Raw genomic sequence first — 22,713 nt, 5'->3', positions numbered from 1 at the left:
GGAGGAGTGAACATGGAATACCTGCACACCATGGTCCGGGTCAGTGACCTCGACGAGTCGCTGCATTTCTACTGCAACCTGCTGGGACTCAAGGAGATCAGCCGCAAGGAGAGTGAAAAGGGGCGCTTCACGCTGGTCTTCCTGGCCACCCCGGAGGACGAACCGAGGGCTCGCGAGGAGCGCACCGCGATGATCGAACTGACCTGGAACTGGGACCCCGAGGAATACACCGGCGGGCGCAACTTCGGCCACCTGGCCTATCGGGTCGATGACATCTACGCCCTGTGCGAGCACCTCCAGGCCAATGGCGTAACCATCAACCGCCCGCCGCGCGATGGCCACATGGCGTTCGTGCGCTCGCCGGACGGCATCTCCATCGAACTGCTGCAGAAGGGCGATGCGCTCGAGCCGCAGGAGCCGTGGGCGTCCATGGAGAATACCGGCAGCTGGTAAGCGAAGAGGGGAGAGTCAAGAAATAAGAGCTAAGAGGCTATTGGCTCAAGCTCAGGGAGGAGCCCATGCAACTGGATGAGACCCTGCACGCCGCGTTCCGCCGCGAGGCGGAGCACCTGGATGGCGTCGATCTCGCGGCCTACGAGAAGTACGATCGCGACCCCTGCGAGCCGATCATCGGCCTGGGTCCGCGCGAGGCGCCGATCGGTTTCTTCGGCCGCGATCCGGGCGAGCAGGAAGTGCGCTGGGGCGAGCCGTTCATCGGCGCCGGCGGCCAGAAGGTTCGTGAGGGGCTGTATCGGGCGATTCACGGCACGGCGATGCCCGATTTCGCGGCCTCCCGCGAGATCGGCCGGTCGGCGTTCTGGGCCAACACCGTGCCCTACAAGCCGACCGGCAACAAGGCCTGGTCGATGGCCGTCAAGCGCCGCTTCCAGCCGTTGATGGCGGCGGTTCTGATCGACGGCTGGCAGGGGCGGGAGCTGATCACCCTGGGCCGCGAGGCGTTTCTGTGGTTCGGTATCGGCCAGTCGCGCGAGACGCGCCAGGCCCTGGAGGCGTTCTGGAAACGCGATGACCGTTTCGAGACCCACCATGACACGACGCTGACGCTGGAAAACGGCCACCAGGCGACCTTCCGGCTGCACCCGCTGCCGCACCCGTCACCGCTCAACCAGACCTGGTACAAGCGCTTTCCGGAGCTGCTGGCGGCGCGGCTCGAATCGCTCGATGCCGCGCGCCGGCTGGGGTGGGCCTGATCAGTCCGGGCGCACGGCCATCCGCCCGCTGCCCAGGAAGATCAAGGCCAGGGCGCCGATCAGGAACATGCCCTGCAGTTCCAGCGCCCAGCCGCCCCGGTCGGTGAGAGTGAGCAGTTGCCCGGTATGTACCAGGGCGATGGCGACGAGCATGTTGCCGGCCATCAGCGCCCCGGCGATGCGCGTCTGCCAGCCGAGGATCGCCATGACCGGCCCCACCACCTCGCCGAGCAGCACGCCATAGGCCAGGAAGGTGGGCAGGCCGTGATCGGCGACGAGCCCCCCGATCCAACTGAGCGTCCCCGGGTTGAGCAGCTTGGCGATTCCGTGCAGGAGTATCAGGCCGCCGACGCCGAGCCTCAGCAGCAGCTTGCCGAGGGCGTCGTTGTGGAGGGCAGAGAGCATCGTATTCCTCGTCGTGGGTGGTGGGCGTAACGCAGGCCCTACTATTCCACGATTGAGGCGCCGGGCCCAGCCGGGGTGATTCCACGCTGACGGCCGGTGTCGTCGGGTAGGCCCCCTGGCCATGAATCGCTCGGCCTTGCCGATTCGTCTAGCCGTGACGGTTGGCGATTCGCGCTTTCCGCTCGGCCGCCATTCCGGCCACCTCGACGACATCGAGGCTCAGTGCCAGGTCCTGACTTGCCAGGCCATCTACCGGGAACCACCGGGCATCCAGCGCGTCATCGCCGGCCACGGGGTCGCCGGATAGCCAGCGACACAACACGGCGATGAGCACGAAGTGCTGTCGAACATTACCGGATTCGTCGTGATCGAAGACATCGACCGCGGTGAAGGTTTCCAGGGCATCGGCGCGCACGCCGGTCTCTTCGTGGAGTTCGCGTAGAGCCGCGTGTTCCACGCTTTCGCCGAACTCGATCTTGCCGCCGGGAAAGCCCCAGTGGCCGGCATCCGGCGGGTTCTTGCGGCGGACCAGCAAGACATGACCTTCCCGAATGACCGCCGCGATTGTCGCGGGAATGGGGTGGTGAAAAGCCGCTTTCGCCGGCGAGTCGGTGCCGTGTGTCATGGGGTGTCCCGGCTCGATGTGTTCGCCTTTCATGATATGCGATCTGGCCCTGCTCGACAGTGGTGTCACGGTCGTCAGCGCGCCGGGAGAGGCGACCCCGGATGCCAAGGCACGGAGGACATCGATGTGGGATGGCCCGGCCTACGGGCGCGATCCCTGTCAGATATCCGTCATTGGTTGCCTTGATAGGTCAAAGGCCAGCGTGACTTCGGGGCCGTAACACGGAGAATAGGCGCGGTATCGGGCAAACGGTAGGCGGTTATGGACATCGAATATTTAAGAGACGTTCCGGAGACGATTCCGGTGCTGGCCGAAGCCATGGCGGCGCATTGGGAGCGTATTGTCGCCGGTGAATCCTTCGAGCGTCGCAAGGCGAGACTCGAAGCTCATGCGCAATACGATGGGTTGCCGATTGCCTGGGTGGCGATGGTGGCGGGCCAACCTGTAGCCACGAGCGCGCTTCGGGTGTGCGATCTTGACGGTCGAGAAGATCTCACGCCCTGGTTGGCCGGTGTCTTCGTGATGCCGGAATATCGTGGCCGCGGTATCGCCTCGAAGGTCTGTGAAGTCGCTGAACGTCAGGCATGGTCGTGGAATGTCGAGACGCTTTATCTGCATACGCCAGACCAGCAGGCGCTGTATCGAAAGCGAGGCTGGCGACGTCTCGAAACCGCTGACTGGAATGGCGTGGAGACGACGATCATGACCAAGCCGAACCCGAATGCCTGACCCTGGCGGCTCCCTTTCGGACACGGCGCCTGGATGCCTCAGCCGCTCGCCGTGCCCGGACGTTTGACTCGCAAGACGCTGTTCGATGAAGGCCCGGGGATGGTCCGAGTTTCTGTCACGGTGGGCTGACACCATTGGGCCTTGTGGCAGGGGCGCTTAGCACCCGAAACGCTCGCCATAGACCGCCGCCACCCAGTCGACGAACACCCGCACCCGAGCGGCGAGCTGGCGCCGCTGCGGGTAGACCGCCCATAGCGTCAGGTGCTGATAGAGCGCCTGTTTTTGAGTCGAATTGCGGGGATTGCTGCAGGTAATCTGGATGATCACCAAGCCCTGACTTCGCATGATGCCGAGATAGTGGGAGCTACAGTCGAAATCGGCTTCATCCTGCTGTGGCGATTGTAGCTCAACGACGAGAGGAACGCTTTCTGAGTTGAAGGGATATGCCTGTCTTGGCTTGCATAAGTATTAACTTTGTAAGATGCACATTGGCAATTTTTCGCTGCAGGCCGAAAAAGTAGCTGTATGGCGTTTTGTAACCCATGCCGTGTTTCGCTGGCTCATGAGACTAGTTTTTAGCGTTCAGGGCGAGTCCAGCGTCACCAGATCGTTACAGATGATGCGTGACTGGGCACCCGGTGCAACGTTATGGGATAGTCGATCGAGTCGGCGCCAGTATCGAGCGGCGCCTTCGATACGCGAAAAGTTATCCATCAGCCATGCGCGCGACTCGGAGTCCTGCGCCAGGGCGTTGTATGGCGAGGTGGAGACGAAGGCAGCGGGGCTGTCCGGAACGTCTGCCGATCTGCTCAGCAACTGGGACGCAAACTCGACGTTTAGGGCCTGCCGATAGCGAGTCGACTTCTCATGGCCGTCTAGACGTTGAACGTCCGCATTCACCGAGACAGCATCGAGCAGGTAGCGCTGGGCGGCGGTGGGAGATTCGGCCGCAAGAACGTCAGCCAGTTGAGATGCGACGCACTGCTCGATCTCATAAACAGGCGGCCCCAGGATTTCGGCGAAATAGGAGGCGCTCGATGCCTGCTCGAGACTCATTGGCTGCCATATCGTGGTTACTCCGCCCTCGGGAGTTATCATCCAGGTGTCGCCCCGGTTCCGGATGTCGAGTTTTTCAATGGCGAGCCGCTGGAAAAGTTCGCGGAAAATGGGAGTTCGTCTGGAGCTGGAAGCGGTAATAGGTTCATCGCGAGTGTCAGATGGCAGCGTATGCTGTGAGTCAGAATCATTGATATTGATTTGCAGCGTCAGTGCATCTGATACGTTGGGCAAGCAGCCTTCAGAGCCTGGCTCACAAGTCGGTGATTGCCCGAGCGGGCGTCGAATGAGATGCAGAACTGCCACTGTTTGGTCACCATCCTGCTTGAACTGCCCATGCACGAGACGCTGGATTTCAAGGCCTTTGCCGACGCTATCGAGTGGCGGTGCAACCATGACCATCGCCTCGGGCAGGCGTTGCGTTGCCGGTGATGCCCAGCTTATCTGCGTAGCCGATAAGCTCATGAGTGCTATCCATATTTCTCGTTTCATCAGCGGTGCCTCCGCACTCTATCACTGTGGCTGAACATGGAGTGTCCTATACCTTGTGGAATTCAATGGGGCAATAGGTATCATAACGACAGGTCGACTCAGTACCTGCATATTGCGCCGGTCGCTCGATGGTTTTTTATCATCCGAGATCTGCAGTAGATCCGTTGCTGATCATGATCAAAAGCCATTCTTGGATGGAGGGCAAAAGTGAATTTTTCTATGGTCTACCCGATCGAGGGCGAGCTTCGTTACACCTTTGTGGGCTATAGCCATACCGGCTAGAGTTTGAACATGACACCGTATCCTCGATTCGACGGGCATGGGAAGCTCATCGACCTCGATTGGGCATGCTGGAGTGAGGATCTGAAAAATATGTTACCGGATGGCTGTCAAAGAACGGCACCGTAGCGTTGGCACACAGGCCGAGCTGCATGAACGCTCCCGCCGAGTCGTGACGTTGATCGTAGCGTGGGAGGCTTTCCACCATGACCTGGATCGGCCTGGTCGCCGTTGATGAGCCGATGTCAGCCTCGGCGGCGCTGCCGGCGGTGAAGTGAAACTGACGGTATTCGGTGTTTACCCTTGCGCCGTTAACCTGGGCGGTATGTGACCCGCTCAGGCGGGAAAGCGCGCCGTGTAGAGCTCGCTAACCCAGTCGACGAACACCCGCACCCGAGCGGCGAGCTGGCGCCGTTGCGGGTAGATGGCCCACAGCGGCAGGCTCGGCTTCTGCCACTCGCCCAGCACCTCTTCGAGCACGCCCTGGGCCAGTTGCTCCTCGATGTGAAAGCGCGGCAACTGGATCAGCCCGCAACCCTGCCGGGCGGCTTCCACGTAGCTGCCGGCATCGTTGACCGTCAGCCAACCGCCGGCCGCGAACGCCTGTACCCGCCCGTCGATGAGCAGATCGAGGGTGTCGTCCGCGGCGTTGCTGCCGGAGAAGAAGCGCACCACCTGATGCTGCGTCAGCTCGTCCGGATGACGGGGCCGGCCGGCCCGGTCCAGATACGCCGGGCTGGCGCAGATCGTCTGGGGCAGTTCGGCGAGCCGGCGGCCGACCAGGCTGGAGTCCGCCGGTTCGCCGGCGCGCAGGGCGCAGTCGATGCCTTCGCCGACCAGATCGACCCGGCGGTCGCCACTGGTCAGCACCACGTCGAGCTTTGGATAGCGCTGGCGAAATGCCTGGATGCGTGGCAGCACGATATGCCGGGCATGCACGCCGTGCATCTCGATGCGCAGGGTGCCGGTCGGGCTTGCGGCGACCGGGCCCAGCGCCGCCTCCGCCTCCTCGAGTTCGGCGAGCAGATGCACGCAGCGTTCGTAGAAGGCCGCGCCCTCCGGTGTGGGGTGTACCTGACGCGTGGTGCGCGCCAGCAGACGGGCGCCCAGGCGCGCTTCGAGCTGCTGGATGGCCAGGGTGGCGGTGGCCCGTGGGATGCCGAGGCCGTTAGCGGCGCGGGTGAAGCTGCCGGTCTCGACGATTCGGGTGAACAGCGTCAGGGCGTCGAAGCGGTCCATGGCAATTGTTATGTCAGATTGAATGGTATTGCCAGTATAGAGGGGATTATTTTCCCTGGATGAATCTCGATACTGGTTCCGCAGGCAACACACTTTCCCGAGGAGCCCGATCATGAGTCATGCCAATACGCCACACACCGATCAACGGGTAGCCATCGTCACCGGCGGTTCCCGCGGCATCGGCTACGCCGTTTCACGCAAGCTGGCGACCGATGGCTTCGCCGTGGTGGTCAACTATGCCGGCAATACCCGGCGTGCCGAGGAGACCGTTGCCGAGATCGAGGCCGCGGGCGGCCGGGCGCTGGCGGTACAGGCCGATATCGCCGACCCGGCGGCGGTAGAACAGATGTTCTCGACCGCGCGGGAGGCGTTCGGCCGTCTCGACGTGGTGGTCAACAGCGCCGGGGTACTGGAGATGGGCCACGTGGCCAGCGACAACGTGGCGATTCTCGACCGCACCCTGGCGACCAACCTGCGCGGCAGTTGGCTGGTGATGGCCAGGGCCGCCGAGAGCCTCAGCGAAGGCGGGCGCATCATCGCCTTCTCCTCGTCGGTACTCGGCAAGTCGTTCCCCGGCTATGGTGCCTATATCGCCAGCAAGGCCGGCGTCGAGGGGCTGGTGCGGGTGCTCGCCAACGAGTTGCGCGGGCGCGGGATCAGCGTCAACGCCGTGGCCCCGGGGCCGGTCGCCACCGAGATGTTCTTCGCCGGCAAGAGCGACGAGCAGGTCGCCAACATCGCCGCCCTGTCGCCGTTCGAGCGCCTGGGCCAGCCGGCGGAGATCGCCGATGTCGTGGCCTTTCTCGCCGGGCCCCAGGGGCGCTGGGTCAATGGCCAGATTCTGCGCGTCAACGGCGGCATGGTGTGAGCGCCCTTCAGGTTCGATCTGGGGCCGCTTGACGCTGGCGGCGCATTCTCAGCATCAGTCGTGCGCCGATTACCGCGGCGACGAGACCCGACGCAGCGCCCACGCCAAGCGCCCAGCGCGGGCCGGCATGATCGGCGATGAAGCCGACGATGGGGGCGCCGATCGGCGTGCCGCCCATGGTCACCGCGATGCGCAGGGCCATGATGCGTCCGCGCATCGTGGGGGCCGTGGCGAGCTGCATGAGCGCGGTGGCCGCGGTCATGAAGGTCAACGCGGAGAGACCGATGACCGTCAGCGCCGCGGCGAACAGGTATTCGTTGGGGGCGAACGCCGCCGCGGCGCAAAAAATGCCGAAGCTCAGGGTGGCGAAGCACAGCAGGCGTACGCGCGGGCGTTCGCGGCGGGCGGCCAGCAGCGCGCCGACCACCGAGCCGACCGCCAGGCAGGAGGTCAAGATTCCATACTGCCCCGCGTCGCCGTGAAAGACGCTGACCGACATGGTCGAGATATAGATCGGGAAGTTGAAGCCGAAGGTGCCGATCAGGAACAGCATCAGCAGCATTGCCATCAGGTCCCGGCGCCGCCAGACGTAGCGGAAGCCTTCGGTCAGGTCGCCGGCCTGGCGCGGCGGTCGCTCGGTGCGGTGCAGTTCGTCGACGCGCAGCAGGCACAGCGAGCCGAGTACCACGGCAAAGGAGACAGCGTTGATCAGGAACACCCAGCCGGTGCCGACCGCGGCGATCAGCAAGCCGGCCACGGCCGGGCCGACCATGCGCGCGGCATTGAACGAGGTCGAGTTGAGGGCCACCGCGTTGGAGAGATACTGCTCGCCCACCAGGTCGTTGACGAAGGTCTGGCGCGCCGGGGCATCGAAGGCGCTGACGCAACCCAGCCCCAGGGCGAAGGCGTAGACCTGCCACAGCGTGACCACGCCGGTGACGGTGACCAGACCGAGTCCCAGCGCCAGCAGGCCGAGCAGGGCTTGCGTCAGCAGGATCAGGCGGCGTCGGTCGAAATGGTCGGCGGCATAGCCGGTCAGCGGCAACAGCAGCAGTTGCGGCCCGAACTGCAGGGCCATGGTGATGCCCACGGCGCTGGCGTTGTGCTGGGTCAATACGGTGAGCACCAACCAGTCCTGGGCCACCCGCTGCATCCAGGTGCCGGTGTTGGAGATCAGTGCGCCGGCGGCCCACAGGCGATAGTTGTAGATCCGCAACGAGCGGAAGAGTCGGGTGTCGCTCATGGCTGGCGGATGGCGATAACGTGACGACGGGACGGCATGGGGATGGCGTGGACTCCTTGTCTGGGACGGGGCGCGTCGCTGTGCCCGTGTGGCGGCCGGCATCGGTCCGATCGACGCCAGCGTCGTGAAGCGTCAAGGGGTCTAGATTATCAGAATCGCGACGGTGATTCGGGGCGAAGTGGGCTGTGATGGACGCCATGGCCTCGCTGTCGGGCGATAGACCGTCTTTTTCTTGCTGCCTTGTCGGCGTTTCCTTGTTGGCGATTTTTTCGATTGAGTTGCCGTTCATGCTGTTTTGTCAATGGGAAACGTCCTGACATCCTGTAAGATATTTCCGATGCTTAATGGGGTTTGATAACCCGGGTTAATCCGGGAAAAAGAACCATAAAATTCCTGTTTTCTTTCAGGGTGGTCTGTGGCAGGATGCCGCGCTCGTTTTGACCAATCAAAAAAGTACGCAAGGGAATCATGAAGAAAAAGTTCATTATTGGTGCCGTGCTTGGCGCCGTGATGCTGTCTGGCTGCGCAACGATTGTCGGTGACCGTGACGAGACCATTACGCTGAAAAGTCAGCCTGCCGATGCCGATATCGTCATTACCGACGAACGGGGCGAGACGATTTTTTCCGGCACCACGCCAACCACGACGCAGCTCAAGAAGTCGGATGGCTCTTATTTCGGTGGCAAGACCTATACCGTCGAGATTTCCAAGGCGGGTTACGAAGCGCGGACCTTGACGATCGATTCGACGGCCAACGGTTGGTATATCGGCGGTAATCTCTTGTTCGGCGGATTGATCGGCTGGCTGGTCGTGGATCCCATGACGGGGGCGATGTACAACCTGTCTCCCAATGAGATCAATGCCGAGTTGCACCAGGAGCTGGCGACGTCCACCGCCGATGAAGGGGCGTTGAATATCGTCCTTCTGGAAGACGTGCCGAGCCGTCTGCGTGACGAACTCGTGCTGATCGGACAGGCCTGATCGTCCGAGGCGTCGCATGAGCCCCGCTTCGGCGGGGCTTTTCTGTGGGCCGTGCTCCCATGGAGTGGGTGACGATCCGCGCTGTCGGCGAGGTCGTCAGGCCGGTCGAAACGGCGGCGGTGTGAGTGTCTTCCGGGAGCGGATTCGCCATAATCGGGATTCTTCCTACCGGCATTCGGAGTCCCGCACATGGAGCAGGCGTTCTGGCACGATCGTTGGCACAAGGGCCAGTTGGGCTTTCATCTGCCCTTCGTTCACCCGATTCTCACGCGGTATCTCCCTGCCTATGACCTGCCCGAAGGCGCGGGCGTCTTCGTGCCGTTGTGCGGCAAGACGCTGGATATCGGCTGGCTGCTGGCGCAGGGCCACCGGGTGATCGGTGCCGAGCTGAGCGAACGGGCGGTGAGTCAGTTGTTCGCCGAGCTGGGCGTCGAGCCGCATATCGAGGCCTGGAAGGGGGGGCGGTGCTTTCGACACGGCGACCTGACGGTCTTCCAGGGCGATATCTTCGCGCTGGAACCCGACGAGGTGGGGGCGGTGGATCTGGTCTACGATCGGGCGGCACTGGTGGCGATGCCGGCCCCCATGCGCAAGAGCTATGTCGCCCAGGTGTCGTCGCTCTCGGACGACGCGCCGCAGCTGCTGATCAGCTTCGAATACGACCCCCGCGAGATGGACGGCCCGCCGTTTCCGGTACTGCCGGTCGAGCTGGAGCGGCTCTATACCGGCACCCATGCCCTGGCAGAACTGTCGCGCAAGGATGTGATCGCCCATCAGCCGGTATTTCGCGAGGCCGGGGTGACGCGCTTCGTGGAAGTGGCCTGGCAGCTGCTACCCTCGGGCGTACGTGGCGTCTGAGCCTCGCCGGTACCAACAGGTCTTGTGGCTCGACAGGCCTGTCACCGCTGTCGGCCCCATGGCACGCCCGGGTGCGTCGACACGCCCGACAGCACTCGAACGAGGCTATGGGTAGAATGAGCGCCACGAGTCCCTTCGAGAGTCCCTCATGGAAATTCCCCTCTTTCAGGTCGATGCCTTCGCTTCCCGCCCCTTCGAGGGCAACCCCGCCGCCGTCTGCCCGCTGAGCGAGTGGCTGGATGACGCCACGCTGCAGGCCATCGCGGCCGAGAACAACCTGTCCGAGACCGCGTTCTTCGTGCGGGAAGCGACGGGATACCGGCTGCGCTGGTTCACGCCGACGGTGGAGGTCGACCTGTGCGGTCATGCCACGCTGGCGGCGGCATGGGTGATCTTCAACGAGTTGGGCGATACCGCCGATACCCTGGCGTTCATGACGCGCAGCGGCGAATTGCGCGTGCATCGCCACGAGGCGGGATTGGCGATGGACTTTCCGGCCCGGCATCCCCGGGCGATGGTGCCGTCCGAGGCCGTGTTGAGCGCCCTGGGGCTGGAGCGTGGCGAGGTGATGATGGCCGACGACCTGCTCGTCGTGGTCGAGGACGAATCCATCGTCGATGACGTGATCCCGGACATGGCCCGTCTGATGGCGCTACCGGGGCGTGGCGTGGCGGTTACCGCGCCGGGGCACGACTTCGACATCGTCACGCGCTGGTTCGGCCCCAAGGTGGGGGTGGAGGAGGATCCGGTGACCGGTTCGGCGCATACTTCGCTGGCGCCGTACTGGGCCGCGCGGCTGGGCAGGACGCGGCTGACCGCGCGGCAGGGCGGGCGTCGTCGCGGGCAATTGAGCTGCGAGGTCACGGGCGAACGGGTGATTCTCATCGGCCAGGTGGCGCCCTATCTGCGAGGCACGATCCGGATCGCGACCGGCCCTTGAGCGTCGCCCGCCCCCCGGCCGGGATGAGACAGGTGGCCGGCCAGGCGTCGTCGCCTGACCGGCCCGTGTCAGAAGGCTTCCGCGAGCGCCTCGCGGCGGGGGTGCTCGGCGCGTGCCTGGGGTAGCGCGGTGGGCATCGGCCGCCCGTCGTCGCCGACGGTGAAATGCTCGACCCTGACCACCATGTCGCTGGCCTGCTCGTTCAGCGAGCGGCTGGCGGCGGCGACCTGCTCGACCAGGGCGGCGTTCTGCTGGGTGACTTCGTCGAGCTGCGCCACGGCCTGGTTGATCTGCTCGATACCGCCGGACTGCTCGGTGGCGGCATGCGAGATATCCGTCACCAGTGACGACACCTTCTCGATGCGCGCGACGATCTCGGCGAGGGTGTCGTGGGTCGTCGAGACCAGGTCGTTGCCGCTGTCGATGGTGGCGACGTTGTGGGCGATGTGGTCGCGGATCCGCTTGGCCTCGTCGGCACTGCGGCTGGCCAGTTGGCGCACCTCGTCGGCGACCACCGCGAACCCCTTGCCGTGCTCGCCGGCGCGGGCGGCTTCGACCGAGGCGTTCAGGGCCAGCAGGTTGGTCTGGAAGGCGATGCCGTCGATGGCGCCGACGATGGTGGCGACGGTCTGGTTGGCGGTATGGATGGCCTGCATGGCGTCGCGTGCCTGATCCGCGACGGCCTGGGCCTGGACGGACTGTTCGGCGACCTGCGTGGCCAGGGTGCGCGCCTCGGCGGCATGCTGGGCGGTGTTGTGCACGGTCGAGGTCATCTGTTCCATGCTCGAGGCGGTCTCCACCAGCGACGCCGACTGCTCTTCGGTGCGCTGGGCCAGGTCCTGATTGCCCTGGGCGATCTCGCCGCTGGCCAGATCGATGGATCGTGCGTTGCCGCGAATACCGGCGACCAGGGTTTCCGTTTCCTCGGTGGCGCGATTGAAGGCCTGATAGAGGTTGGCCAGTTCGTCGCTACCGGCGGCATCGAGACGCTGGGTCAGGTCGCCGCCGCGGGCGTTGATGGCCTGCAGGTTACGCGTCAGCGGCCCGAGGATGCTGCGCACGACGAGCAGCGCCAGCGTCAGGGTGAGCAGTAGAACGGCCAGGGCCACGGCGATGTAAACCCACAGGTCGCTGCGTGCCGCGGCCCGCAACTGATCGGCCTGCGCGAGAATACCCGACGATGCCGCGTCCTCGACCTGTTTCAGGCGTTCGAGCTTGACGGTCTGCCAGTCGAACCACTGCTGCGGGTCGACGCCGAAGTTGCCCTGGTCGGCGCGCTCGATGGCTAGCTGGCGCAGCTTGTCGAGGCGATCGATCTCGGGGCCGGAAAGCGCCTGACGGTAGCGTTCGACGAGTGCCGGGCGGGCCAGCACCTGAAAACTGTCCAGGGCCGCGGCTTCGGTGCCCAACAGGCGCAGAAAGCGGTCGTAGGTGGCGTCCGTCATCCGGTCGGCGGCGAAGGTATTGGCCAGCAGGGCGCGTTCGATCCCTGCCAGGTCCTTGGCTTTCAGCAGTTCATAGTAGGCGGTCAGGCGCCTGGCGATGTCGGCATTGGCGGTCTGGTGGGCGAGCTGACCGGCCAGCCTCACCAGGGCATCGTCGATCCCGGTGTAGTAGGTCAGGGCCTGCGCCAGCGGGACCTGCAGGGTGTCCACGCGTTGGCGCATGGCGGAGAGTTCGCCGAGATCCTTCTCCGCCTTGGTGATGCTTTCTACGGCCGCCTGGCTGAGTTGCCCACGGTCGAGCGTGGCCAGGGTGTCGAGCAGGCGCTCGGCCCGCTGGTCGGAGGCGCCGCGCTGCGCTTGCAGCTTATCGCCGAAACTTTTTCCCTGGCTGCCGAGGAAACCGGCGGTCATCCCGCGTTCGCGCTGCAGCTCGTGAACCAGATTGCCCGCCTGCTGGGCCAGCGAGGTGAAGGTGTAGAGCCGATCCATACCCGTTGCGACCCTTTGGCGTTCGATCGCTCCGCTGACGGCGAAATAGAGCATCGCCAGGATGGGTAGCGCGAGCACCAGCAGGAATTTGCACTTCATCGAGAGGTGCTGCATGACATGCCTCATGAGAGATGTTCCCTATTGATTCATCTGATTCAGCGTTTGGAGATAGCGGTAGGGAGAGGCGTGTTTATTGTTGTGACGGGTGTTGTTTGTCTGTTGTGGGTGTTATCGGCCAGCGTGGTGGAAGCTTAAATCGATTGAGGTTCGGTGCGCTCGGCGCGGCAGAAAGCGAACGCCCCGAGCGTGCTCGGCTCGGGGCGTGCTGGCTCGACGTGGATCATCCCGACAAACGCCGAAAGGAGAACAACTCGGCCAGTGGATGCCCGCGGCCTTCGATCCGGGCACGCAACAGATCGGCACCGACCATGCTGTAGCTGATGCCGTTGCCACCGTAGGCCATGGCGAAGTGGACCCGGGGTCCATAGGTCGGGTGCGGGCCGAAGAAGGGCAGGCCGTCGTCGGTTTCGGCGAAGGTGCCGCCCCAGGAGAAGATGGGGTTGAGCGAGAGGTTCGGAAACAGCGCCTCCACCTTGGCGACGAGGGTTTCGGCCTTGGCGTGGACGCGCTGATCGCGTCGTGCGGGGATGTCGATGTCGTCGTCCTCGCCGCCGACCATCAGGCGGCCGTCGCCGGTGGTGCGCAGGTAGAGGTAGGGGCGTGCCGACTCCCAGATCAGGGTCGAGTTCAACGCACCCAGGCGTGCCGGCTCGATCGGATCGGTGATGAAGGCGTAGCTGCTGCGATTGACCGCCACCGACTGATCGAGCCAGCTCTGTGCCTCGTAGCCCGCGGCGACAATCAGGTGGCGGCAGGTCACGTCGGCCCCGCCCTGGGTGGTCAGGACGACGCGGTCGGCCTGCGGGCGGACGGCGGTGATCTCGGTGCGATCGTAGACTCTCCCGCCGGCGTCCAGCAGGCGGGCGAACAGTCGATGGGCCATGCGGTAAGGGTCGATGCGGGCGGCGAGCGGCGTGAGGATCGCGCCCGGTGCCTCGACGCCGAAATGCTCGCGAAGCGTATCGGGCTCCAGCCAGTCGGCGTCGAAGCCATGCTGGCGTCGGTACGCCCACTCCCGGCGCAGGCTGTCGACGTCGTCCGCGTCGCTGGCGAAATAGAGACTCTGCTGACGGGCGAAGTCGACATCGCCGACGCGATTCGCCAGTGCGTCGAGCGCGAGGATGGCATCGGCACAGGCCCGGTAGGCGTCGACGGCGCTGGCTTCGCCGACGCGCTCGGCGAGTTCGGTGAGGTGGGTGTCGATCTCGTACTGCAGCAGGGCGGTGCTGGCCGCGGAACTGCCCCAACCCACGTCGCGTCGTTCGAGCACGGTGACGTCATGGCCGTGCTGCGCCAGTTCATGGGCGATCAGTGCGCCGGTAATGCCGCCGCCGATCACCGCCACGTCGCAGGTTTCGTGGCTGTCGAGTCGGGGAAAGGCCTGGAACAGGCCGTTCTTGATGGCCCAGAAGGGGTAGCCGCTTTTCAGATCCATTGAAGGGCTCCGGTAGGGAATCGTCATGCGTCAGGCTTCAAGGTAGCCGGCTGGCGCTGAATGACCATCGCCGTCACCGGCGCCGCGCACCGAGATCCTTGCCCGAAGGTTCCATTGCATGGCGTTATTCGCAGTGATTATATTTCGCACTTCATATTTTGCCGATCGTTTAACGTCGATCAGATGAGAGAGTGGGGGCACCATGAACAAACCGGCAATACGCTACCTGTTTTCCGTGGGCTTGATGGGCATCGTCGGCGTCAGCCTGAATGTCTCGGCGGAGGTGGGTGAACGTGCATTGAAGGCGTGCCTCGCGCCGGACTTCGATCCGGCCGACGGGGCACCCTTCGTATCGCTGGACTCACCTACCTACCCGGCGATGGAGAAAAAGGTGGATAGGCTCGAAGATTCCGGCGATGCCACCTCCATGGAGGCGCTCGGGGCGCAGATGGAGGAAGCGCAAATGATGGGGGTGTTCGCCCTGCTGCCCATGAACAGTTTCTTCTTCTCGTTGGCCACCGCCCTGTGCAATCACGACATGTATGCGCAAAACGGCTGTGAAGGCATGTCGATGGCGTTTGGCGGCAAGGCGACGCTGGAAGACGTGACGATGGACGATGGGCAACTGAGCTACGTCATTCGGAGCCAGAAGGACGATAGCGTATACCGGATGACCATCGGAGACAGCGATTACAACACGGTCACGATGTCGGTGGTCGAGGGTGGCGAGACCACCGACTACGAACTGACACGGGATGCCGATGGCACGGAGCATTACCGGGCCGAAAGCAGCGATGGCGGTGCCATTCAATTCCTCGAGCGTCCGGACTGCTCCGGCACCTATACCCAGCGCGACATCCGCGACGGTCACCTGGACAGGGCGATCGACTTCGCGTGGACCTCCGCCAAGAGCGATGCGATGAAGGTCCAGTGGACGGATTGTCGATACGATAACGGCAAGAAAACCTGCAGTAGCGGCGAATTCTGAGAACGGACGAGCGCGGCCTCGTACTCCGTGTCGAGGCCGCGCCTGCCGGGGCTCGATTCAGGTGCCGGGGTCGACCAGGATCTTCACCTGCGCCTTGTCGGCGAGCAGCGCCTCGAAGCCCTGGCTGACCACGTCGCGAAGGGCGATGCGCGCGGTCACCAGGTCCTCGGCACGGTAGTAGCCCTGCTGCATCAGCGCGATCACCGCGGGGTAGATATGCCGGTAGGCGATGATGCCCTTGAGGGTACGCTCCTGGATCACCAGTTGATTGGGGTGAATCGCCGCTTCCGACTCCCAGATGCTGACGATCACCGTCTCGCCGCCGGCGTGGGTGCTGGCGATCGCCTGGTTGAGCACGGCGGGCAGGCCGGTGACCTCGAAGGCGACGTCGAAGCCACCGCCGCTTGCCGCCATGAGCCGCTCGACGATGTCGCCCTCGCTGGGGTCGTGCACGATCGCGCCCAGGTCGCTGGCGCGCTGCTTGCGCGCGGCGGAGACCTCGACGGCGTGAATCGATGCCGCGCCGGCGGCCTTGAGCGACTCGATCACCATCAGCCCGATCGGCCCGGCGCCGAACACCACCGCGTTGTCGCCTGCCTTGAGCGAACTCTGGCGCACCGCGTGCAGGCCGACCGCGGCGGGCTCGATCAGGGCGCCCTGCTCGTAGGAGAGCCCATCGGGCAGCCGATGCACCATGTGCTCGCCGACCACGGTGTACTCGGCGAAGCCGCCGCCGCCACCGGAGAGCCCGTGGAAGCCCAGTTGCGGGCTGAGGTTGTAGCGCTCCATCAGATAAGCGCCATCGCGGTTCGGCGAGAGGATCGGTTCGATGGCCACGCGGTCGCCCGGCTTGACGCGGCTGACCGCCTCGCCCACCTCGACCACCTCGCCGGCGAACTCATGGCCCATGATGATCGGTGCGCGCTGGCCACTGAGCGGATGCGGTGCGTCGACCGGAATGAAGATCGGCCCGGCGGCGTACTCGTGCAGATCGCTGCCGCAGATGCCGCAGGCGGCGACCTTCACCTTGACCTGGTGCGGATCGCTGAGGGTGGGCACGTCGACCGACTCGACGCGCAGGTCGCGGGCGCGGTACCACACGGCGGCCTGCATGGTGGAAGCATTGTTCATGGTAGGACCTCGCTGGTGTCATGAGGCGGGCCGGACTCGCGTTCCGGCCCGTAGCGGTTCAAGCCAGGTGATGGACGTCCTGCAGGCCGTACACGGGGGTGGGGATGCCCTCCATGCGCGCCTTGAGCTGCAGTGCCAGATAGCGGGAGTAGTGGCGCGACTGATGCAGGTTGCCGCCGTGGAACCATAGCGCCGGCTGCTGGGTGGGCTTCCACATGTTGCGCAGCTCGCCCTCCCAGGGGCCCGGGTCCTTGGTGGTAGCGGAGCCCAGTCCCCAGCATTTGCCCACCTTGTCGGCGACCTCCTGCGAGATGAGGCGCGCCGCCCAGCCATTCATCGAGCCGTAGCCGGTGGCGTAGACGATCAGGTCGGCGGGCAGTTCGCTGCCGTCGGTGAGCGTCACCGAGCGCGGGTTGATGCGCTCGATGCCCACCCCGCTGCGCAGCTTGATCTCGCCGTCGGCGACCAGTTCGCAGGCGCCGACGTCGATGTAGTAGCCGGAGCCACGGCGCAGATACTTGAGGAACAGCCCGGAGTCGTCGTCGCCGAAGTCGAGCATGAAACCCGCGCGTTCGAGACGCCGGTAGAAGTCGGCATCCTGCTCACGGATGGTGTCGAAGGCGGGGCGCTGGAAGTCGGGCAACAGTCGGTAGGGAATCGAGGCGAAGATCAGATCGGCCTTGTCGGTGGTGATGCCGTTGGCCACCGCCTCCTCGGAGTAGAGCGGGCCGAGCGCGTGTTCCATCAGCGAGTCGGACTTCACCACGTGGGTCGAGGAGCGCTGCAGCATGGTGACGTCGGCGTCGTTCTCCCAGAGTGCCGCACAGATGTCGTGGGCGGAGTTGTTGGCCCCCACCACGACTACCTTCTTGCCGCGGTAGGCATCCGGCCCCGGGTGCTGGCTGGAGTGCTGCTGCTCGCCCTCGAAGGTCTCGGCACCGGGGAAGTGCGGCACGTTGGGCACTCCCGACATGCCGGTGGCCAGGATCAACTGCTTGGGCTTGAGCGTGATCCGCTCGCCGTCGCGGTCGACGTGCACCGTCCATTCGCCGCTGGCCTCGTCGAAGCTGGCGCTCTCGCACTCGGTGGAACTCCAGTAGTTGAGCTCCATGACCCGGGTATACATCTCCAGCCAGTCACCGATCTTGTCCTTGGGCGCGAACACCGGCCAGTTGTCGGGGAAGGGCAGGTAGGGCAGGTGGTCGTACCATACCGGATCGTGCAGGCACAGCGACTTGTAGCGATTGCGCCAGGCATCGCCGGGGCGCGGATGCTTGTCGACGACGAGGGTCGGCACGTCGAGCTGGCGCAGGCGCGCGGCGAGGCCGATGCCGCCCTGGCCGCCACCGACGATCACGCAGTAGGGCTGGCGGCTGTAGCCGAGTTCGCGTGCCTCGCGCTGGCGTGCCTCCAGCCAGGTCTCGCGCGACTTGTCGGCACCGTGCTCGGCCCCCTTGGGGCGGCGCGTGCCGAGCGGCTCGGGGTGGTCCTTGAGTTCCTGCAGGGTGGTCAGCAGGGTCCAGCACTTGCCGGCTCTCAGGCGCAGCAGGCCCTTGCCGCGGGCCACGGCGGTCTCGAAGGTGAACCAGGCCTCGGTCACCCCGTCGCTCTCGGTAGCCTCGCCGTCGATCCGCCAGTGGGATGGGCGGGTCTCGTCCAGCGTGGCGTTGAGCATCGACTGAATGGCGTCCTTGCCTTCCAGGGTCTTGAGGTTCCAGGTGAAGGCGACCAGGTCGCGCCAGTAGCACTCCTCGTCGAACAGGGCCAGGACCCCGTCGATGTCGCGCTGTTTCAATGCGCTCTCGACGTCGTCCAGCCAGTGTTGGGCGTCCTGGGTTGGCGTGCGTGTCGTCATCGTTGTTCTCCGCTTGTTCAGGGGTGACACACCCCGGCCCTCGCAGAAAGCATGCCAACGCTCCACGCACGGCCGAAACCGACGATAACTCATTGAAAAGCGAAGGATGATAGATCGGGTTGGCGTCGCGGAGTCACGTCGTTTCGATCCTGAGACGTGACACCTGTCATGTAACGCCCGGGCCCTGGCGTTACACCTGTAACGCTCGACCAAGGATGGAGCGGGTGCCGATTGACGCTCGGCCCGAGCGGCATAGTCTGAAAGGGGTTCGATCGGATAACGACAAGGCCCGTCACCGGTGACCAACGACACGGCAAGGCGGGCGTGGAGAGGTAGCGATGCCGCTACGCGACGAGCAACGCCAGCATATCGAGACCCTGGTGCGCCTCAGCGCCGGCCAGGCGGGTGGCCTGGACGACTGTCGCGAGGTGATCCGGCGCTCCTGGGAGCGCTGCGTGGACGAGTACCGCCTCGACCCGGGGCGCCCCCGACCGGTACGCGTGCTGACCCAGCAGGCGCTCAGGGAACACCGCGAGTCGGTGGACGAGCTGTTGCACGTGGCGCGTGCCGGTGTCGACCAGCTCTTCACCCAGATCGCGCCGCTGGGCTATGTGCTGCTGCTCACCGACCGGCGCGGCATTACCGTGGACTTTCGAGGACAGCGCGGCCAGGACGCGGAGCTGCGCCGGGCCGGGCTCTACCTGGGGGCCGACTGGGACGAGCGTTACGCGGGGACCTGCGCGGTGGGCACCTGCGTTCACGACGCCCAGGCCATCATCTGTCACCAGCGCGAACACTTCGATGCCACCCATATCGGCCTGACCTGCACGGCGGCGCCGATCACCGACCCGCAGGGCAACGTCATCGCCGTGCTGGATATCTCCGCCCTGCAATCGCCGCGCAGCCAAGCGAGCCAGAATTTCGGGCTGCCGCTGGTCAGCCTCTATGCGCGGATGATCGAGGATGCCTACTTCCTGCATCGCTACCGCGACTGCCTGATCCTGCGTTTCGACGCCGCCCGCGAGTTCGTCCACCTCAATGGCCGGGGGCTCATCGCCATCGAGGAGGACGGCAGCGTGATCGCCGCCAATGGCGAGGGGCGCGCGTTGATCGAGGCGCACCTGCGCCGCTGGCCGGCCTGGACACCGGGCTGGGTGCCGGCGGTCACGCAGTTGTTCGACGCCGAACTCGGCGAGCTGCTGAGCATTCCCGCCACCCGCGAGGATCACATCCGCGCCTTTCGCGTGCGTGCCGGCGACACGTCCTGTTTCGCCACGCTGATCGAGCCGCGCAGCCGGCGACCGGCGGCGCGGGTCACGCCGTCGTCGCCCGCGCCGGTACCGGTGCTGGATCGCCTGGCCGCCGACGATGCGGCCATGCATCGGCTGCTCAAGCTGGCGCGGCGGCTGCGCAACGAGACGGTCAGCGTGCTGATCACCGGCGAGACCGGGACCGGCAAGGAGGTGCTGGCGCGGGCCCTGCATGACAGTGGCAGTCGCGCCGGCGGCCCGTTCGTGGCGGTCAACTGTGCGGCGATCCCCGAATCGCTGATCGAGAGCGAGCTGTTCGGCTATCTGCCGGGGGCCTTCACCGGCGGGCGCAGCAAGGGCATGCGCGGATTGATCCAGCAGGCCGACGGCGGCACGCTGTTCCTCGACGAGATCGGCGACATGCCGTTGTCGCTGCAGACCCGGCTGCTGCGGGTCCTGGCCGAGCGCGAGGTCATGCCGTTGGGCGCCGAGAAGGCCGTGCGCGTCGATCTGCGGGTGATCACCGCGACCCATCGCGACATGAACGCGTTGATCGCCGGTGACCGCTTTCGCGAGGATCTCTACTACCGGCTCAACGGGGCGCAACTGCATCTGCCGGCGCTGCGCGAACGCGCCGACCGACACTACGTGATTCGCTGTGTCTACGATGCCCTGGTGGCCGAGCGCGGCAGCGACGTTCGGCTGCGTGCCGATGCCATGAGTGCGCTGCTGGCCTATGCCTGGCCGGGCAACATTCGCCAGTTGCGCAATGCGCTGGACTTCGCGCTGGCCACGGTGGAGGGCGACGAGATCACCGTCCACGACCTGCCCGAGACGTGTCAGGGCGAGCTGGCCGGCGCGCCGCAGCTCATCGATGCCGCCCCGCCGGCGATGACGATGCACGAGGGCCGGGAATTGCAGGCGCTGCTGCAGGATGCTGGCTGGAACGTCAGCCGCGTGGCGCGCCGGCTCGGCGTATCGCGGCCCACCGTCTATCGACGCATGCGCCGCCACGGCCTGGTGCCGCCCAATCGCCGCGAGACACAGTGCCCGACCGAGTAAGGCGTGGCCGGTGGCCGAGTCGGCGCCGAGAAGACCCGGCACGCCAAGGAGGAGGTGGACATGGAACAGCGCATGAGCCTGGTCACGCTGGGGGTGGCCGATCTGACACGGTCACGCCGATTCTACGAGACGGGGCTGGGGTGGCGGGTCGGGCAGGCCGTCGCCGGCGAGGTGGTGTTCTTTCAACTCAATGGCCTGATCCTGTCGCTCTACCCGCGCGATGCCCTGGGTCGTGATGCCGGGATCGAGGCCTCGGGCAGTGGCTTTTCCGGTATCACGCTGGCCTACAACGCACGCCGACGCGAGGACGTGGACATGGTGTTGAGCGAGGCACAGCGGGCCGGCGGTCGCCTGGTGAAAGAGCCCCGTGAGGCCGACTGGGGCGGTTATTCGGGCTACTTTGCCGACCCCGACGGGCATCTCTGGGAGGTGGCCTACAATCCCTTCTTCCCGATCGACGACAAGGGCAGGACGACGCTGGACGGGTGACGCCGGCGCGACTACCAGCCCAGCCAGCTGCGCAGCCGCTGCCCCGGCGACGCCGGGCCGGCCACCGTGCGCTCGGGGTTGCCGGACAGCCGGTCGGCGGCGAGCCTGAGCGGCCCCATGATCGCCTCGAGGTGGTGCTGGCAGAGTCGCCGGCTGACGGCGCCCGGGCACTGTGCCATCAGCAGTCCGCAGTGATAGATGGCGGTATCCAGCGCGTCGCCGACCTCCGCGAAGGGCGCGGCTTCCTGGCGGCAGCGTTGCAGTTCCCCGGAGAGCATCTGGAGCAACCCGGCATCCAGCCAGCAGGGGGTGTCGTCACCTCCCGTCTTGGCGGCCACGGAGCGCTGGACCGCCTGGAAGGAGACATGCAGAAAGACACAGGTGTAGTAGAGCTGGGAGCGTTCTGCCGTCATGGGAATGCCATAGCGCTTTTCAATGAGACTGATTATTATTTTTGTTGACGGTGCCCGCCTTGTCAAACCCGGCGTGTGAGGGCCGCTGCCCGGAATGGCTCGAACAGAAATCCTTAACCCGCTATCTTTCCCTGACACACTCGTCGGCCGACGCTCACAATGACGGTCGACCTTGCACATCGTTCAGGAGGCTTCATGAGCCAGGACAGCGGCTACATTCCCCCGACAGTCTGGGAACCCAAGGAAAGCGGCGGCAAGTTCGCCAGCATCAACCGCCCGGTGGCGGGGCCCACCCACGAGAAAGCACTCCCGGTGGGCAAGCATCCGTTCCAGCTCTACTCGCTGGCCACGCCCAACGGCGTCAAGGCCGGGGTAATGTTCGAGGAACTGCTGGCCCAGGGCCACGACGCCGAGTACGACGCCTGGCTGATCGATATCGGCGAGGGCGACCAGTTCGGCAGCGGCTTCGTCGCGGTCAATCCCAACTCCAAGATCCCGGCGCTGATGGACCATGGCACCACGCCGGCGACCCGGGTGTTCGAGTCCGGCTCGATCCTCCTGTATCTGGCCGAGAAGTTCGACGCCTTCCTGCCCGGGGAACACGGTGCCCGGACCGAGACGCTCAACTGGCTGTTCTGGCAGATGGGTAGCGCGCCCTTCCTCGGCGGTGGCTTCGGGCACTTTTACGCCTACGCGCCGGAGAAGCTCGAATACCCGATCGACCGTTACGCCATGGAGACCAAGCGTCAGCTCGACGTGCTCGACCGTCGACTGGCGGAGTCGCGCTATCTGGCCGGCGACGCGTACACCATCGCCGACATCGCCAACTGGGCCTGGTACGGTCAACTGGTGCTCGGCCGGCTCTACGATGCCGCCGAGTTCCTGCAGGTGCAGACGTATACCAACGTGGTGCGCTGGGCCGAGGAGATCGATGCCCGTCCGGCGGTCCAGCGCGGGCGCATGGTCAACCGCACCTTCGGCGAGCCGTCGAGCCAGCTCCACGAGCGCCACGACGCCAGCGACTTCGAGACCAAGACCCAGGACAAGCTCGAGGCGCAGCGGTAACGTTCTCGTCGAGCCCGGCACCTGACGCGGGCTCGATGTCCGGCC

Annotated in this window: 21 protein-coding genes and 1 pseudogene; 11 read left to right on the top strand and 11 right to left on the bottom strand. The window is 65.2% G+C overall.

Features of this window, described 5'->3' with window-relative positions:
- Nucleotides 1-12 precede the first annotated feature (12 nt).
- A complete protein-coding gene (gene gloA, locus D0901_RS06315) occupies nt 13-453 on the top strand; it encodes a lactoylglutathione lyase (RefSeq protein WP_129139451.1) in 441 nt (146 codons plus the stop codon).
- Nucleotides 454-518: 65 nt separating this feature from the next.
- Nucleotides 519-1,211: a uracil-DNA glycosylase family protein gene (locus D0901_RS06310; RefSeq protein WP_129139450.1), complete on the top strand. Its 693-nt coding sequence runs from the start codon at nt 519-521 to the stop codon at nt 1,209-1,211.
- Here D0901_RS06310 and D0901_RS06305 read toward each other — a convergent pair whose 3' ends face one another.
- Nucleotides 1,212-1,616: a DoxX family protein gene (locus D0901_RS06305; protein ID WP_129139449.1), complete on the bottom strand. Its 405-nt coding sequence runs from the start codon at nt 1,614-1,616 to the stop codon at nt 1,212-1,214.
- A 148-nt stretch (nt 1,617-1,764) separates the two neighbouring features.
- The gene (locus tag D0901_RS06300) at nt 1,765-2,241 is read right to left on the bottom strand and encodes an NUDIX hydrolase (protein ID WP_129139448.1); all 477 of its coding nucleotides are present in this window, start codon (nt 2,239-2,241) and stop codon (nt 1,765-1,767) included.
- Between the two features lie 261 nt (nt 2,242-2,502).
- On the opposite strand from D0901_RS06300, the gene D0901_RS06295 reads away from it, so the two are divergent.
- Entirely contained in the window at nt 2,503-2,970 is a 468-nt protein-coding gene (locus tag D0901_RS06295) for a GNAT family N-acetyltransferase (protein WP_129139447.1), read from the top strand.
- Nucleotides 2,971-3,126: 156 nt separating this feature from the next.
- Here the strand turns inward: D0901_RS06295 and D0901_RS06290 are convergent.
- The 3 genes and pseudogenes from D0901_RS06290 to D0901_RS06280 form a co-directional block, all read right to left on the bottom strand.
- Nucleotides 3,127-3,348 (bottom strand): annotated as a pseudogene (locus tag D0901_RS06290) (tautomerase family protein); the annotation flags it as partial.
- A gap of 204 nt (nt 3,349-3,552) precedes the next feature.
- Nucleotides 3,553-4,491: a hypothetical protein gene (locus D0901_RS06285; RefSeq protein ID WP_129139446.1), complete on the bottom strand. Its 939-nt coding sequence runs from the start codon at nt 4,489-4,491 to the stop codon at nt 3,553-3,555.
- A gap of 642 nt (nt 4,492-5,133) precedes the next feature.
- Complete coding sequence (locus tag D0901_RS06280; RefSeq protein WP_129139445.1) at nt 5,134-6,036, bottom strand: LysR family transcriptional regulator; 903 nt, start codon at nt 6,034-6,036, stop codon at nt 5,134-5,136.
- 112 nt (nt 6,037-6,148) lie between these two features.
- On the opposite strand from D0901_RS06280, the gene D0901_RS06275 reads away from it, so the two are divergent.
- Nucleotides 6,149-6,904, top strand: coding sequence for an SDR family oxidoreductase (locus D0901_RS06275; RefSeq protein ID WP_129139444.1), 756 nt, complete (start codon nt 6,149-6,151; stop codon nt 6,902-6,904).
- 7 nt (nt 6,905-6,911) lie between these two features.
- Here D0901_RS06275 and D0901_RS06270 read toward each other — a convergent pair whose 3' ends face one another.
- Entirely contained in the window at nt 6,912-8,147 is a 1,236-nt protein-coding gene (locus D0901_RS06270; RefSeq protein WP_129139443.1) for an MFS transporter, read from the bottom strand.
- A gap of 468 nt (nt 8,148-8,615) precedes the next feature.
- Here D0901_RS06270 and D0901_RS06265 point away from each other — a divergent pair, with 468 nt between their 5' ends.
- From D0901_RS06265 to D0901_RS06255, 3 genes are all read left to right on the top strand, one after another.
- Entirely contained in the window at nt 8,616-9,128 is a 513-nt protein-coding gene (locus D0901_RS06265; RefSeq protein ID WP_129139442.1) for a hypothetical protein, read from the top strand.
- 189 nt (nt 9,129-9,317) lie between these two features.
- A complete protein-coding gene (gene tmpT, locus D0901_RS06260; RefSeq protein WP_129139441.1) occupies nt 9,318-9,986 on the top strand; it encodes a thiopurine S-methyltransferase in 669 nt (222 codons plus the stop codon).
- Nucleotides 9,987-10,134: 148 nt separating this feature from the next.
- Entirely contained in the window at nt 10,135-10,926 is a 792-nt protein-coding gene (locus D0901_RS06255; protein WP_129139440.1) for a PhzF family phenazine biosynthesis protein, read from the top strand.
- A gap of 68 nt (nt 10,927-10,994) precedes the next feature.
- On the opposite strand, the gene D0901_RS06250 is transcribed toward D0901_RS06255, so the two are convergent.
- Both D0901_RS06250 and D0901_RS06245 read right to left on the bottom strand, forming a co-directional pair.
- On the bottom strand, nt 10,995-12,974 hold the full coding sequence (locus tag D0901_RS06250) for a methyl-accepting chemotaxis protein (RefSeq protein ID WP_233440372.1): 1,980 nt from the start codon (nt 12,972-12,974) through the stop codon (nt 10,995-10,997).
- A 226-nt stretch (nt 12,975-13,200) separates the two neighbouring features.
- The gene (locus D0901_RS06245) at nt 13,201-14,415 is read right to left on the bottom strand and encodes an NAD(P)/FAD-dependent oxidoreductase (RefSeq protein ID WP_129139439.1); all 1,215 of its coding nucleotides are present in this window, start codon (nt 14,413-14,415) and stop codon (nt 13,201-13,203) included.
- Between the two features lie 202 nt (nt 14,416-14,617).
- Between D0901_RS06245 and D0901_RS06240 the strand changes: the two genes are divergently transcribed.
- Complete coding sequence (locus D0901_RS06240) at nt 14,618-15,403, top strand: hypothetical protein (protein WP_129139438.1); 786 nt, start codon at nt 14,618-14,620, stop codon at nt 15,401-15,403.
- A 57-nt stretch (nt 15,404-15,460) separates the two neighbouring features.
- On the opposite strand, the gene D0901_RS06235 is transcribed toward D0901_RS06240, so the two are convergent.
- Both D0901_RS06235 and D0901_RS06230 read right to left on the bottom strand, forming a co-directional pair.
- Nucleotides 15,461-16,534: a 2,3-butanediol dehydrogenase gene (locus tag D0901_RS06235; RefSeq protein ID WP_325051832.1), complete on the bottom strand. Its 1,074-nt coding sequence runs from the start codon at nt 16,532-16,534 to the stop codon at nt 15,461-15,463.
- A gap of 58 nt (nt 16,535-16,592) precedes the next feature.
- Complete coding sequence (locus D0901_RS06230) at nt 16,593-18,389, bottom strand: NAD(P)/FAD-dependent oxidoreductase (protein WP_129139437.1); 1,797 nt, start codon at nt 18,387-18,389, stop codon at nt 16,593-16,595.
- A gap of 338 nt (nt 18,390-18,727) precedes the next feature.
- On the opposite strand from D0901_RS06230, the gene D0901_RS06225 reads away from it, so the two are divergent.
- Complete coding sequence (locus D0901_RS06225) at nt 18,728-20,701, top strand: sigma-54-dependent Fis family transcriptional regulator (RefSeq protein ID WP_129139436.1); 1,974 nt, start codon at nt 18,728-18,730, stop codon at nt 20,699-20,701.
- 3 nt (nt 20,702-20,704) lie between these two features.
- Nucleotides 20,705-21,190: a VOC family protein gene (locus tag D0901_RS06220; protein WP_325051831.1), complete on the top strand. Its 486-nt coding sequence runs from the start codon at nt 20,705-20,707 to the stop codon at nt 21,188-21,190.
- Between the two features lie 11 nt (nt 21,191-21,201).
- Here the strand turns inward: D0901_RS06220 and D0901_RS06215 are convergent, their stop codons facing one another.
- Entirely contained in the window at nt 21,202-21,603 is a 402-nt protein-coding gene (locus D0901_RS06215) for a hypothetical protein (RefSeq protein ID WP_129139435.1), read from the bottom strand.
- 195 nt (nt 21,604-21,798) lie between these two features.
- Here D0901_RS06215 and yghU point away from each other — a divergent pair, with 195 nt between their 5' ends.
- Nucleotides 21,799-22,668, top strand: coding sequence for a glutathione-dependent disulfide-bond oxidoreductase (gene yghU, locus D0901_RS06210; protein ID WP_129139434.1), 870 nt, complete (start codon nt 21,799-21,801; stop codon nt 22,666-22,668).
- Nucleotides 22,669-22,713 lie beyond the last annotated feature (45 nt).

It is taken from the genome of Modicisalibacter coralii (genome assembly GCF_004117855.1).
Lineage (GTDB): Bacteria > Pseudomonadota > Gammaproteobacteria > Pseudomonadales > Halomonadaceae > Modicisalibacter > Modicisalibacter coralii.
This window is presented reverse-complemented; position numbering and strand designations above follow the sequence as displayed.

What these genes read in the sequence shown, in the direction of transcription:
- gloA (WP_129139451.1), top strand. Translation starts at nt 13, where the DNA reads ATGGAATACCTGCACACCATGGTCCGGGTCAGTGACCTCGACGAGTCG.
- D0901_RS06310 (WP_129139450.1), top strand. Translation starts at nt 519, where the DNA reads ATGCAACTGGATGAGACCCTGCACGCCGCGTTCCGCCGCGAGGCGGAG.
- D0901_RS06305 (WP_129139449.1), bottom strand. Translation starts at nt 1,616, where the DNA reads ATGCTCTCTGCCCTCCACAACGACGCCCTCGGCAAGCTGCTGCTGAGG.
- D0901_RS06300 (WP_129139448.1), bottom strand. Translation starts at nt 2,241, where the DNA reads ATGACACACGGCACCGACTCGCCGGCGAAAGCGGCTTTTCACCACCCC.
- D0901_RS06295 (WP_129139447.1), top strand. Translation starts at nt 2,503, where the DNA reads ATGGACATCGAATATTTAAGAGACGTTCCGGAGACGATTCCGGTGCTG.
- D0901_RS06285 (WP_129139446.1), bottom strand. Translation starts at nt 4,491, where the DNA reads ATGAGCTTATCGGCTACGCAGATAAGCTGGGCATCACCGGCAACGCAA.
- D0901_RS06280 (WP_129139445.1), bottom strand. Translation starts at nt 6,036, where the DNA reads ATGGACCGCTTCGACGCCCTGACGCTGTTCACCCGAATCGTCGAGACC.
- D0901_RS06275 (WP_129139444.1), top strand. Translation starts at nt 6,149, where the DNA reads ATGAGTCATGCCAATACGCCACACACCGATCAACGGGTAGCCATCGTC.
- D0901_RS06270 (WP_129139443.1), bottom strand. Translation starts at nt 8,147, where the DNA reads ATGAGCGACACCCGACTCTTCCGCTCGTTGCGGATCTACAACTATCGC.
- D0901_RS06265 (WP_129139442.1), top strand. Translation starts at nt 8,616, where the DNA reads ATGAAGAAAAAGTTCATTATTGGTGCCGTGCTTGGCGCCGTGATGCTG.
- tmpT (WP_129139441.1), top strand. Translation starts at nt 9,318, where the DNA reads ATGGAGCAGGCGTTCTGGCACGATCGTTGGCACAAGGGCCAGTTGGGC.
- D0901_RS06255 (WP_129139440.1), top strand. Translation starts at nt 10,135, where the DNA reads ATGGAAATTCCCCTCTTTCAGGTCGATGCCTTCGCTTCCCGCCCCTTC.
- D0901_RS06250 (WP_233440372.1), bottom strand. Translation starts at nt 12,974, where the DNA reads ATGCAGCACCTCTCGATGAAGTGCAAATTCCTGCTGGTGCTCGCGCTA.
- D0901_RS06245 (WP_129139439.1), bottom strand. Translation starts at nt 14,415, where the DNA reads ATGGATCTGAAAAGCGGCTACCCCTTCTGGGCCATCAAGAACGGCCTG.
- D0901_RS06240 (WP_129139438.1), top strand. Translation starts at nt 14,618, where the DNA reads ATGAACAAACCGGCAATACGCTACCTGTTTTCCGTGGGCTTGATGGGC.
- D0901_RS06235 (WP_325051832.1), bottom strand. Translation starts at nt 16,534, where the DNA reads ATGAACAATGCTTCCACCATGCAGGCCGCCGTGTGGTACCGCGCCCGC.
- D0901_RS06230 (WP_129139437.1), bottom strand. Translation starts at nt 18,389, where the DNA reads ATGACGACACGCACGCCAACCCAGGACGCCCAACACTGGCTGGACGAC.
- D0901_RS06225 (WP_129139436.1), top strand. Translation starts at nt 18,728, where the DNA reads ATGCCGCTACGCGACGAGCAACGCCAGCATATCGAGACCCTGGTGCGC.
- D0901_RS06215 (WP_129139435.1), bottom strand. Translation starts at nt 21,603, where the DNA reads ATGACGGCAGAACGCTCCCAGCTCTACTACACCTGTGTCTTTCTGCAT.
- yghU (WP_129139434.1), top strand. Translation starts at nt 21,799, where the DNA reads ATGAGCCAGGACAGCGGCTACATTCCCCCGACAGTCTGGGAACCCAAG.